This window comes from Paraburkholderia phenazinium (assembly GCF_900142845.1).
GTDB classification, from domain to species: Bacteria; Pseudomonadota; Gammaproteobacteria; order Burkholderiales; family Burkholderiaceae; genus Paraburkholderia; species Paraburkholderia phenazinium_A.
Map to the genome: position 1 here is coordinate 3228628 of NZ_FSRU01000002.1, position 12419 is coordinate 3241046.

The 12419-nt window shown below is 62.8% G+C and carries 8 protein-coding genes; 7 read left to right on the top strand and 1 reads right to left on the bottom strand.

All coding sequences use genetic code 11. The features are described from left to right. Positions 1-58: 58 nt before the first annotated feature. From atpA to BUS12_RS31550, 5 genes are all read left to right on the top strand, one after another. Entirely contained in the window at positions 59-1600 is a 1542-nt protein-coding gene (gene atpA, locus BUS12_RS31530; RefSeq protein WP_074301238.1) for a F0F1 ATP synthase subunit alpha, read from the top strand. A 140-nt stretch (positions 1601-1740) separates the two neighbouring features. After that, positions 1741-2625, top strand: coding sequence for a F0F1 ATP synthase subunit gamma (atpG, locus tag BUS12_RS31535; protein ID WP_074301239.1), 885 nt, complete (start codon positions 1741-1743; stop codon positions 2623-2625). An 86-nt stretch (positions 2626-2711) separates the two neighbouring features. Next, complete coding sequence (gene atpD, locus BUS12_RS31540) at positions 2712-4106, top strand: F0F1 ATP synthase subunit beta (protein ID WP_074301240.1); 1395 nt, start codon at positions 2712-2714, stop codon at positions 4104-4106. 195 nt (positions 4107-4301) lie between these two features. Then, positions 4302-4727 (top strand): F0F1 ATP synthase subunit epsilon, encoded by a 426-nt coding sequence (locus tag BUS12_RS31545; RefSeq protein WP_012434800.1) that lies wholly within the window; start codon positions 4302-4304, stop codon positions 4725-4727. Positions 4728-4977: 250 nt separating this feature from the next. Further along, on the top strand, positions 4978-6708 hold the full coding sequence (locus BUS12_RS31550) for an AMP-binding protein (protein WP_074301241.1): 1731 nt from the start codon (positions 4978-4980) through the stop codon (positions 6706-6708). Positions 6709-7559: 851 nt separating this feature from the next. Here the strand turns inward: BUS12_RS31550 and BUS12_RS31555 are convergent. After that, a complete protein-coding gene (locus BUS12_RS31555) occupies positions 7560-8369 on the bottom strand; it encodes a transporter substrate-binding domain-containing protein (RefSeq protein WP_074301242.1) in 810 nt (269 codons plus the stop codon). A 190-nt stretch (positions 8370-8559) separates the two neighbouring features. On the opposite strand from BUS12_RS31555, the gene hemE reads away from it, so the two are divergent. Continuing rightward, positions 8560-9672, top strand: coding sequence for a uroporphyrinogen decarboxylase (gene hemE, locus BUS12_RS31560; protein ID WP_074301803.1), 1113 nt, complete (start codon positions 8560-8562; stop codon positions 9670-9672). 456 nt (positions 9673-10128) lie between these two features. Continuing rightward, on the top strand, positions 10129-12384 hold the full coding sequence (locus BUS12_RS31565) for a primosomal protein N' (protein ID WP_074301243.1): 2256 nt from the start codon (positions 10129-10131) through the stop codon (positions 12382-12384). Positions 12385-12419: the final 35 nt, after the last annotated feature.

A 12419-nucleotide genomic window follows, 5' to 3' on the forward strand; every position in this document is an offset into this window, starting at 1 on the left:
AGCGCCGAAAGCGCTGAAGCGGCTGGCACGCAACAGAATTGACTATCAGGAGCGAATAATGCAACTCAATCCCTCTGAGATCAGCGAGCTGATCAAGAGCCGGATCCAGGGCCTTGAAGCGAGCGCAGACGTTCGCAACCAGGGCACCGTGATCTCCGTGACCGACGGTATCGTGCGTATCCACGGCCTGTCGGAAGTGATGCAGGGCGAAATGCTCGAATTCCCGGGCAACACCTACGGTCTCGCGCTGAACCTCGAGCGCGACTCGGTCGGCGCCGTGATTCTGGGCGAATACGAACACATTTCGGAAGGCGACATCGTCAAGACGACGGGCCGCATCCTCGAAGTGCCGGTGGGTCCGGAACTGCTCGGCCGCGTGGTCGACGCACTCGGCAACCCGATCGACGGCAAAGGCCCGATCAACGCGAAGCACACCGACGCAATCGAAAAGATCGCACCGGGCGTGATCTGGCGTAAGTCGGTGTCGGAGCCGGTCCAGACCGGCCTGAAGTCGATCGACGCGATGGTGCCGGTCGGCCGCGGCCAGCGCGAGCTGATCATTGGCGACCGCCAGTGCGGCAAGACGGCCGTGGCTGTCGACACGATCATCAACCAGAAGGGCAAGAACCTCTTCTGTATCTACGTCGCGATCGGCCAGAAGGCTTCGTCGATCATGAACGTGGTGCGCAAGCTGGAAGAAACCGGCGCGCTGGAATACACGATCGTCGTGGCCGCTTCGGCTTCGGAATCGGCTGCGATGCAATACCTCGCACCGTACGCCGGCTGCTCGATGGGCGAATACTTCCGCGACCGTGGCCAAGATGCACTGATCGTTTATGACGACTTGACCAAGCAGGCCTGGGCATACCGTCAGATCTCGCTGCTGCTGCGCCGCCCGCCGGGCCGTGAAGCTTACCCGGGCGACGTGTTCTATCTGCACTCGCGTCTGCTGGAACGTGCGGCTCGCGTCTCGGAAGAGTACGTCGAGAAGTTCACGAACGGCGAAGTGAAGGGCAAGAGCGGTTCGCTGACGGCACTGCCGGTCATTGAAACGCAAGCGGGCGACGTGACCGCATTCGTTCCGACGAACGTGATCTCGATTACCGACGGCCAGATCTTCCTGGAAACCGACCTCTTCAACGCAGGTATCCGCCCGGCAATTAACGCCGGCGTGTCGGTGTCGCGTGTGGGCGGTGCGGCTCAGACCAAGGTGGTGAAGAAGCTGTCGGGCGGTATCCGTACCGACCTCGCGCAGTACCGTGAACTGGCTGCATTCGCCCAGTTCGCCTCGGACCTCGACGAAGCCACCCGCAAGCAGCTCGAACGCGGCCGCCGCGTGACGGAACTGCTGAAGCAGCCGCAGTATCAACCGCTGCAAGTATGGGAACTGGCCGTTGCGCTGTTCGCTGCGAACAACGGTTACCTCGACGACCTCGAAGTCGCACAAGTGCTGCCGTTCGAAAAGGGCCTGCGTGACTACCTGAAGTCGAAGCACGCTGACCTGATCAAGCGCATCGAAGATACCAAGGAACTCTCGAAGGACGACGACGGCCTGCTGCATACGGCTATCAAAGACTTCAAGAAGTCCGGCGCTTATTGATCCGCGAGTGACCCGCAAGGCATAAACGGACCTTGAAGCGGCGCGGGCCGCATGTGAATGCCCCCGCGCTGCTTCGATCGCTTTGCATGGGACCCGAGTCACCGCTAAAGCGGTCACTCGGGCCGACAAAGGAGCAAGCAATGGCTGGAATGAAGGAAATTCGCGGCAAGATCAAGAGCGTGCAAAACACGCGCAAGATCACGAAAGCGATGGAGATGGTGGCCGCATCGAAGATGCGCCGCGCTCAGGAGCGCATGCGCGCTGCTCGCCCGTATGCCGACAAGGTCCGCGACATCGCTGCACACATGAGCCGTTCAAACCCTGAGTATCGTCACCCGTTCATGGTGTCGAACGAAGGCGCGAAGACGGCCGGCATGATCCTCGTCACGACCGACAAGGGTCTGTGCGGCGGCATGAATACGAACGTACTGCGCGCGGCGCTGCAGAAGTTCAAGGAGCTGGAAGGCCAGGGCAAGACCGTCGAAGCAACGGCGATCGGCACCAAGGGTCTCGGTTTTCTGAACCGCCTGCGCGCGAAGGTTGCGTCGAACGTCGTGCATCTGGGCGACACGCCGCACCTCGAGAAGTTGATCGGCGCGGTGAAAGTGCAGCTCGACATGTACTCGGAAGGCAAGATTTCCGCGGTGTACCTGGCGTACACGCGCTTCGTCAATACGATGAAGCAGGAAGCGGTGATCGAGCAACTGCTGCCGCTGTCGGCAGACCAGTTCGAGCGCAAGGAAGACGAGGGCACGACCCCGAGCACGTCGTGGGACTACATCTACGAGCCGGATGCCCAGGCGGTGGTGGACGAGTTGCTCGTGCGTTATGTGGAAGCGCTGGTTTATCAGGCCGTCGCGGAAAACATGGCGTCGGAGCAGTCGGCACGGATGGTCGCGATGAAGGCCGCTTCGGACAACGCGAAGACGGTCATCAACGAACTGCAGCTCGTGTACAACAAGAGCCGCCAGGCCGCGATCACGAAAGAACTGTCGGAAATCGTCGGTGGCGCTGCGGCGGTCTGACCATCATGGTCAGGCGCGCCTTTGGGCAAGCGCTACGAAACTGCGCCTTTGCGCGAGTGAAGAATTGAGTATCTAAAGGAAAAGCGATGAGTACTACTGCTTTGGTAGAAGGCAAGATCGTACAGTGCATCGGCGCGGTGATCGACGTGGAATTCCCGCGTGAACACATGCCGAAGATTTACGACGCGCTCATTCTCGACGGTTCGGAACTGACCCTCGAAGTTCAGCAGCAGCTGGGCGACGGCGTCGTGCGGACCATCTGTCTGGGTGCATCCGACGGCCTGCGCCGCGGCACGACGGTGAAGAACACCGGCAAGCCGATCAGCGTGCCGGTTGGCAAGCCGACGCTCGGCCGGATCATGGACGTGCTGGGTCGCCCGATCGACGAAGCCGGCCCGATCAACTCGGACGTGACGCGCGGTATTCACCAGAAGGCGCCGGCGTTCGACGAACTGTCGCCGTCGACCGAACTGCTCGAAACGGGTATCAAGGTGATCGACCTGATCTGCCCGTTCGCAAAGGGCGGTAAGGTTGGCCTGTTCGGTGGCGCCGGTGTGGGCAAGACCGTGAACATGATGGAACTGATCAACAACATCGCCAAGGAACACGGTGGCTATTCCGTGTTCGCCGGTGTTGGCGAGCGTACCCGCGAAGGGAACGACTTCTATCATGAAATGAAGGACTCGAACGTTCTCGACAAGGTCGCGCTGGTGTACGGCCAGATGAACGAGCCGCCGGGCAACCGTCTGCGCGTCGCGCTGACTGGTCTGACGATGGCTGAGCACTTCCGTGACGAAGGCCTCGACGTGCTGTTCTTCGTCGACAACATCTACCGTTTCACGCTGGCAGGCACGGAAGTGTCGGCACTGCTCGGCCGTATGCCGTCGGCAGTGGGCTATCAGCCGACGTTGGCTGAAGAAATGGGCAAGCTGCAAGAGCGGATTACGTCGACCAAGACCGGCTCGATCACGTCGGTGCAGGCCGTGTACGTCCCTGCGGATGACTTGACCGACCCGTCGCCGGCTACGACCTTCGGCCACCTTGACGCAACCGTCGTGTTGTCGCGTGACATCGCCTCGCTGGGGATCTACCCGGCGGTCGACCCGCTCGATTCGACCTCGCGTCAGATCGACCCGAACGTGATCGGCGAAGAGCACTACGCCATCACGCGCGGCGTGCAGCAAACGCTGCAGCGCTACAAGGAACTGCGCGACATTATCGCGATTCTGGGCATGGACGAACTGGCGCCGGAAGACAAGCTCGCCGTGGCGCGCGCTCGTAAGATCCAGCGTTTCCTGTCGCAGCCGTTCCACGTCGCTGAAGTGTTCACGGGCTCGCCGGGCAAGTACGTGCCGCTGAAGGAAACGATCCGTGGCTTCAAGATGATCGTGGGCGGTGAGTGCGATCATCTGCCGGAGCAGGCGTTCTACATGGTCGGCACGATCGACGAAGCCTTCGAAAAGGCCAAGAAGATCCAGTAAAGGTCGGGTGTAGGCAATCAGGCGCGGCGAGTCGCACCGCTGAATATGTAACACGTGATTTATCGCGCCTCTCACTACGCTCAACCGAGCCTTGCATGGGACGAGAGTAACCGCTAAAGCGCTAACTCTCGTCGAGCTTTGCATGGGACCCGGGTAAGCGCTAAAGCGCTAATTCGGGTCGACACAGGAGTCGATATGGCAACCATTAAAGTAGACGTCGTCAGCGCGGAAGAGCAGATATTCTCGGGTCAGGCGAAATTCGTGGCGCTGCCGGGCGAAGCGGGCGAGCTCGGCATTCTGCCGGGTCACACGCCGCTCATTACGCGGATTCGTCCGGGTGCGGTGCGTATCGAAGCTGAAAACGGCGAAGAAGAGTTTGTGTTCGTCGCCGGCGGCATTCTCGAAATCCAGCCGGGCGCAGTGACGGTTCTCGCCGACACGGCAATCCGCGGTAAGGATCTCGACGAAGCCAAGGCCGAAGACGCACGCAAGCGCGCGGAAGAAGCGCTGCAGAACACCGGTTCGAACCTCGAATACGCAACCGCTCAGGCGGAACTCGCGTATGCGACGGCTCAGCTCGCGGCGATTCAGCGTCTGCGCAAGCTGCGCGGTCAGAATTAAGCAGCAAGCAGCAAAGAAAAAGCAGCCTGACCGGCTGCTTTTTTGTCGACATTGCTTGACGTTTACGGAAAGGGAAACAGAATCATCGCCTTGATGTGGCCGAAGCAGTTGATGCAGCTGACGAGGTTGAAGCAGTCGAAGCAGGAAAGCACCTGCGGGTAAGACTTGATGCCTTGCCGTTATCCGCCGGGGCACAATCGGTTTCGAAGTCATTCCAACAGAGCACGCATTCGTTTCCGGAGACACCGCCATGGCAACGCAAGCGTCAGGTGAAGGCGCCCTCATTGAACCGAAGGACGGTCTGTCCTACGTGCGCGGCTCGACCGCTATCCCGTTGAGCGATGCGACCGTCGGACGATTCCTGTGCGATACCGCGCGACGTTTCGCCGACCGGCCCGCCGTGGTGTTCCGCGAGCAAGGGATTCGCTGGACGTGGCAGGTGTTTTTGCAGGAAGTCGACGTGCTCGCCACCGGTTTGCTGGCACAGGGTATCGGCAAGGGCGATCGTGTCGGCATCTGGTCGCCGAACCGGGTCGAGTGGCTGATGACGCAATTCGCCACCGCGCGCATCGGCGCCGTGCTGGTGAACATCAACCCGGCCTATCGGCTGGCCGAACTCGAGTACGCGCTGAACAAGGTGGCTTGCAAGGCCATCATTGCCGCCGAGCGCTTCAAGTCGTCGATGTACCTGGAGATGCTGCAAGAACTGGCGCCCGAGCTTGCCACAGCAACGCCCGGCGATCTGCACGCCGCTCGCCTGGCGGATCTGCGGGTCGTCATTCGCATGGGCGATACCGCGACGCCGGGCATGTTGAGCTTCTCCGATGTGATCGAGCAGGGCCGCACGACGCTTGACCCGGCGAAGCTCGAAGCGATCGGCGCCGCCCTGTCGGCCGACGATCCGATCAACATCCAGTTCACGAGCGGCACCACCGGCAATCCGAAGGGCGCCACGCTCACGCATCGCAACGTCGTCAACAACGCCCGCTATATCGCGATGGCGATGCGTCTCTCGGAACAGGATGGCCTCTGCATCCCCGTGCCGCTCTATCACTGCTTCGGGATGGTGCTCGCGGTGCTGGCCTGCGTATCGGTCGGTGCGAATATGGTGTTCCCGGGCGAGGCCTTCGACCCCGTTGCTACGCTGGCCGCGGTCGCCGAGGAAAAATGCACGGCATTGCATGGCGTACCGACCATGTTCATCGCCGAACTGGATCGCCCCGAGTTTGCGCGCTTCGATCTCACACGCCTGCGGACCGGCATCATGGCCGGCTCGCCATGCCCGATCGAGACGATGAAAAAGGTCGTATCGAAGATGCACCTGGCCGAAATCACGATTGCCTACGGCATGACGGAGACAAGCCCGGTGTCGTTCCAAAGCTCGACCACGGATCCTCTGGACAAGCGCACTTCAACGGTGGGGCGCGTCCAGCCGCATCTGGAAGTCAAGGTGATCGACGCGCTGGGCAATATCGTGCCGGTCGGCGAGACGGGCGAGCTGTGCACGAAGGGTTACTCGGTGATGCGGGGCTATTGGGGCGATGAAGCGAAAACGCGTGAAAGTATCGTGGATGGCTGGATGCACACCGGCGACCTCGCGACCATCGATGCCGATGGCTACTGCAACATCGTCGGCCGCCTCAAGGACATGCTGATTCGCGGCGGCGAGAACATCTATCCCCGCGAGATCGAGGAGTTTCTGTTCCGTCATCCGAAGATCCAGAGCGTGCAGGTGTTCGGCGTGCCGGACGCGAAATACGGCGAGGAAGTGTGCGCGTGGATCGTGCTGCGCGCCGGCGAACAGGCAAGCGCCGAAGAGGTGCAGGACTTCTGTCGCGGCCAGATCGCCCACTACAAAATCCCGAAGTACATCCGCTTCGTCGACGAACTGCCCATGACGGTCACCGGCAAGGTGCAGAAGTTCGTGATGCGCGAATGCATGATTCAGGAATTGAAGGTGAAGGAAGACAAGACGGCCTGATCGAGGTGGCCTGAAACGGCTGCGGGCGTCGCGTACCGTGTACGCGACGCCCGCAGGGGTTCGACCTTGGAGTAGCGAATCGTCTGCGAAGCCGGGTCTGGAAACAACCCTTGCGAGGCCCGTCTGGGCAGCGCGCAAACGTTTGGCTAAAGAAAAAAAAAGCGGGCCTGGAGCCCGCTAAAAACCACACGCTACGGGGTTAGCGCGAGGAGACCATTGGAGGAACCGACTGGGCAGACGCTTTACGCGTTGACCACGGCGCCAACAGGGATGCCCCTTTACAGGGCTTCGGCGTGCTGCCGACCGGCAAGTGCATCGTATCCGCTCACACCACGCACCCAGCCACATCCGTGTTGAAACCGTTGAAAGGCATTGTGGGCGAATAACTCAGGCAACGCGGTAACAAAGTGTTTCAGGTTGTAACGCCCGCCAGATAAGGCTCTTGGGGATTTTTTGCCATTGAAAGCTGTTTAAAACGTATTTCTTACCGATACTCCTGGCGATTGTTATACAGGTGCGATTGATGCTATCCGAGATGCATCGTGCACCGCTTCTGATTCAGTTTTCACTGCATGAAAACATGGTCTGCCCGCGCAATGGTCGTCGGATCGCCGTGTCTATAGGCCGATACGGCTCTAATAAGCTGAGCGATCGTGAGACGAACAGCCGCACGTCGCTGCAGCGCATCGTTGAGCGCAATCGCGTCGTCAGGGTGGTTGGCCTGTCAGACCAGCCGTCGCGAGCGCGCCGTTCTGTATCGGCTTACGTGCAGAGGGTCGGTTACATGATTGTCCCGACCCGCCCGCGTACCGCACCTGCCGTGCAACCCCCGGGCGTGCGGCCCTAAGCGATTACTTCAACCACTTGTCCGAGATCGCCTGGTATTCCCCCGTGGCCTGCGCGAGGTGCAACCACTGATCGACATACTGCTGGAACACCACGTCGCCGCGGGGTAGCAGCCATGCTTTCTCGCCGTATTGGAACGGCTTGTCGGGGTGGACGGAGCACAGCCCCGGGTTGAGCTTCTGCTGCAATAGCGTCTCCGAAGCGTCCGTCACCATCACATCCGCCTTGCCGGCCAGGATCTGCTTGAAGATGGTCACGTTGTCCGGATAGACGGTGAGGTTCGCGTGCGGGAAGTACTGCCTCGCGAAGCGCTCGTTCGTGCCGCCCGGGTTGACGATGACCCGGGTCGCGGGCTGGTCGATCTCGGCAACCGTCTGGTACTTGTTCACGTCATCGCAGCGAGCAATGGGCGTCTTGCCGTCGACCATGTAAGGCTGGGTAAAAAACGCGTGCTTCTGTCTCTCAAGGCTCGGTGAAACGCCGCCCACACCGATGTCGCACTTCGCCACGAAGTCGTTCATCAGGTTCGACCACGAGGTTTTCACGTACTCGACTTTCACGCCGAGCGACCGGGCGAGCGACTCGGTCATATCGATGTCGATGCCCTCGAACTGGCCGTCGCCCTTGTAGAACGAATACGGCTTGTAGTCGCCGGTCGTGCAGGCGCGCAGCGTGCCGCGCGCCAGAATCTCATCGAGCCGCGACGGGGCCATTGCGGCGGCGGCGCCGGCAGGGGCCGTTGGCGTTTGCGCGTTGGCCATGCCGGCAGCCGTGCACAACAGCGCCCCGACCAGGATCCATGCAGCTTTGTTCATCGGCTCTCCTCGAACACCGTAACTGTTTGGTAAGGCTGCTGATCATAGCCCGGCAACCGGCCGTTGAACATTAGCCGAAAGGCCTAGGCCAAGCGGCCGCCGCGCAACGCTATCGCCGGGATCAATGAAGATGCAGGATGGGTCCCGCTGCGTCCGGTAAAATGCCCCTTTGCCTTCAGTCGCAAGCAACGTGGCCCATAACCTCCTCAACGACACCTTCCTGCGCGCGCTGCTGCGCCAGCCGACCGACTACACGCCGATCTGGCTGATGCGTCAGGCGGGCCGCTACCTGCCCGAATACAACGCAACGCGCAGCCGTGCCGGCAGCTTCCTCAGCCTGGCGAAGAGTCCGGCCTATGCGACTGAAGTCACGCTGCAGCCGCTCGAGCGTTACCCGCTCGACGCGGCCATCCTGTTCTCAGACATTCTCACGGTGCCCGATGCAATGGGCCTTGGGCTGGATTTCGTGGCCGGCGAGGGGCCGCAGTTTGCCCGCCCGGTGCGCACCGAAGCGGACGTCGCACGCCTCGCTGTGCCCGACATCGACGCCACGCTGCGCTACGTCACCGACGCCGTGCGCGAAATCCGCAAGGCGCTCACCGACGCGCAAGGCCGCCAGCGCGTGCCGCTGATCGGCTTCTCGGGCAGTCCGTGGACGCTGGCCTGCTACATGGTCGAAGGCGCCGGTTCGTCCGATTTCCGCACGGTGAAGTCCATGCTGTATGCGCGCCCGGATCTGATGCAGTGCATTCTCGAGGTGAACGCGCAAAGCGTGGCGGCCTACCTGAACGCGCAGATCGAAGCCGGCGCGCAAGCCGTGATGATTTTCGACAGTTGGGGTGGCGCACTGGCCGACGGCATCTTCCAACGCTTTTCGCTGCACTACATCGAGCAGGTGGTGAGCCAGCTCAAGCGCACTCACGACGGGGAAAAGGTGCCGGTGATCACCTTCACGAAGGGGGGCGGCCCGTGGCTCGAAGACATCGCGGCTAGCGGTGTCGACGCGGTCGGGCTCGACTGGACGGTCAACCTCGCCAAGGCGCGCGAGCGCGTCGGCGACCGGGTGGCGCTGCAGGGCAACCTCGATCCGTCGGTGCTGTTCGCGCCGCCCTCGGCGATTCGCATGGAAGCGCGTGCCGTGCTCGACAGTTTCGGCAATCATCCCGGCCACATCTTCAATCTCGGCCATGGCATCTCGCAATTCACGCCGCCGGAACATGTCGCCGAACTGGTCGACGAAGTGCATCGGCACAGCCGTGCTATTCGCGCTGCTGGAGCAGGCGGAACCACGCTGGCTACGTGACGGTTTTGTTGCAGTGCGGCGAGCTGGGCTCTCGGGCTAAGGTAAAAATAGTGTTAACCGGGCCGTCAGATGGCGCTTCCGCCGTTGTCAAGACTTGACTTATGCACACTTATCACGCTGCGGCGCGGTAGAGGCTTTCATCGCAGCATTGTCCTTGCAAGTTGTGTGCGCATTTGATCAAGTCCTTGACTGGCAAGGGTTTCCACGGGGCGGAAGGAATTGTGCGAAAACCCACACAAGGCCGCAGTGGCGCGGTTTTCCGGCCTTCCGGGCGGAGTTCTCAACAAAGTTATCCACAGGACGCGCGGGTCAACAGCAATTGTTCAGTCGAATCCAAAACTTAGCGCGGAAAGTGAAGTTTTACTTTAACTTCGCCGCGTACGCCGCCGCTTCACGGCACGTCACGCCGCTCGCCGCGCCGCGTCTGCCGACCCCGATCGCGATTCCGAATCCAATTTGAGCCCCGTCTTCGTCCGCGTCGCGCTGGATCATCCACTGCCGACCCTGTTCGACTATCGCTGCGACGCGACCGAGCCGCCGCAGCCGGGTACGCTCGTCAGCGTGCCGTTCGGCAGGCGTCAGGTGGTGGGTCTCGTCTGCGAAGTGACCGCTCACAGTGACGTCCCCGCGGACAAGCTGCGCGCCGTGGATGCGATCTGCGAGGCCTGTCCACCGCTATCGGACGAATGGCTGGCGCTCGCCGCCTTTGCCGCGGACTACTACCAGCGGGGTCTCGGCGAAGTCGCCTTGCCGGCTTTGCCGCAAGCGCTGCGCGACCCATCGCGCTGGGCGCGGCTGCTGGCGCCGCAGGAGCGCTACAGTCTGCTGCCGGCCGGCCGCGCGGCGCTGCCCGACGCCTTGCCGGCACGCGCGAGCGCCTTGCGGCGCCTCGCTCAGGCGCTGATCGAAGCGGACGCGCTGCTGGCTGCCGACGCGCGCGTGATCCACCCGAAAGCCGTCGCGACACTCGATGCATGGCAGGCCGAAGGCTGGGTAGCGCTGGAGGTGACCGAAGCGGCCGCATTGGGCGCGGCACCGTCAGTGTGCGACGGCGCGCAAGCCGTCTCGCCCACCCTGCCGACTCTCACCGACGAACAGGCCGCCGCCGTCGAGGCGATCCGCGACGCCGACGGCTTCGCTCCCTTCCTGCTGCACGGCGTGACCGGCAGCGGCAAGACCGAGGTCTATTTGCGCGCGCTCGCCGCCATTCTCGCGGCGCGGCCCGATGCTCAGGCGCTCGTCCTCGTCCCCGAAATCAATCTCACGCCGCAATTCGAGGCTGCGTTTCGCGCACGTTTCGCGGCGCTCAACGGCACTTCGATCGTCACCTTGCACAGCGGTCTCGCGGAGGGCGAACGGGCGCGCAACTGGTTTGCAGCGCACAGCGGCCGTGCGCGGATCGTGCTCGGCACGCGGCTCGCGATACTCGCGTCGCTGCCGAAGCTGGCCATCATCGTGGTCGACGAGGAGCACGATCCCGCTTACAAGCAGCAGGAAGGGTTGCGCTACTCGGCGCGCGATCTGGCCATCTGGCGCGCCAAGCAACTGGGCTTGCCGGTGGTGCTCGGCTCGGCGACGCCGTCGCTCGAAAGCTGGTGGCAGGCCGACCAGGGGCGCTACACGCGCTTGACGCTGTCGCGCCGCGCGGTCGCCGAAGCGGTGTTGCCCACGGTCAAGCTGATCGATCTCGAAGAAGAGCGACGGCGTGGACGGGCTTCGGTGGAAGGCCTGTCGGGGCCGTTGATTGCCGCCTTGAAAACGCGCCTGGAAAAGGGCGAGCAGAGCCTCGTGTTTCTGAACCGCCGCGGCTACGCGCCGCAACTGGCCTGCGACGCCTGCGGCTGGGTGGCCGGTTGCCCGCGCTGCAGCGCCTACGTCGTGCTGCACAAGCCCGAGCGCGCGCTGCGTTGCCATCATTGCGGCTGGGAGGCGCGCATCCCGCGCTCGTGCCCGGATTGCGGCAACGTCGACATCGCGCCGCTCGGGCGCGGCACGCAGCGTGTCGAGGAAACGCTGGCAACCGCCGTGCCGGGTGCGCGTGTGCTGCGCATCGACGCCGACAGCACGCGCCGCAAAGGCAGCGCGCAGGCGCTGTTCTCCGATGTGCACGCGGGCGACGTCGACATCCTGGTGGGCACGCAGATGATCGCCAAGGGCCACGATTTTCAGCGCGTTTCGCTGGTGGGCGTGCTCAATGCGGATACCGCGCTGTTCTCGCACGACTTCCGCGCGAGCGAGCGCCTGTTCGCCCAGCTGATGCAGGTGAGCGGCCGTGCCGGACGCGCCGGACTGCCCGGCGAAGTGCTGGTGCAGACGCGTTATCCGCGGCATGCGCTGTATCACGCGCTGGCGCGGCACGACTACGTGGGTTTCGCCAACTCGACGCTCGCCGAGCGCCGCGACGCCCATCTGCCGCCGTTCGTCTATCAGGCCTTGCTGCGCGCCGAAGGGCGCACGCTCGAGGCGGCGCTCGCTTTCCTGCAGCAGGCCGCCGCGGCGCTGGCGGAGATGCCGTCCGCCGGGCGGGTCACCGTCTACGACGCCGTGCCGCTCACCATCGTCAAGGTGATGCATGTGCATCGCGCGCAACTGCTGATCGAGAGTGCGTCGCGTGGCGCGCTGCAAGCCACGCTGCGGGCGTGGCAGCCGATCTTGCGCACCTTGAAGGGCGTGTTGCGCTGGAATCTCGAAGTCGACCCGCTCGACATCTGAAGTCCCACCGCGGCCTGACTCTGGGCCCAGCCGCG

Coding starts and splice junctions, on each gene's coding strand:
- atpA (WP_074301238.1), top strand. CDS start 59: ATGCAACTCAATCCCTCTGAGATCAGCGAGCTGATCAAGAGCCGGATC.
- atpG (WP_074301239.1), top strand. CDS start 1,741: ATGGCTGGAATGAAGGAAATTCGCGGCAAGATCAAGAGCGTGCAAAAC.
- atpD (WP_074301240.1), top strand. CDS start 2,712: ATGAGTACTACTGCTTTGGTAGAAGGCAAGATCGTACAGTGCATCGGC.
- BUS12_RS31545 (WP_012434800.1), top strand. CDS start 4,302: ATGGCAACCATTAAAGTAGACGTCGTCAGCGCGGAAGAGCAGATATTC.
- BUS12_RS31550 (WP_074301241.1), top strand. CDS start 4,978: ATGGCAACGCAAGCGTCAGGTGAAGGCGCCCTCATTGAACCGAAGGAC.
- BUS12_RS31555 (WP_074301242.1), bottom strand. CDS start 8,369: ATGAACAAAGCTGCATGGATCCTGGTCGGGGCGCTGTTGTGCACGGCT.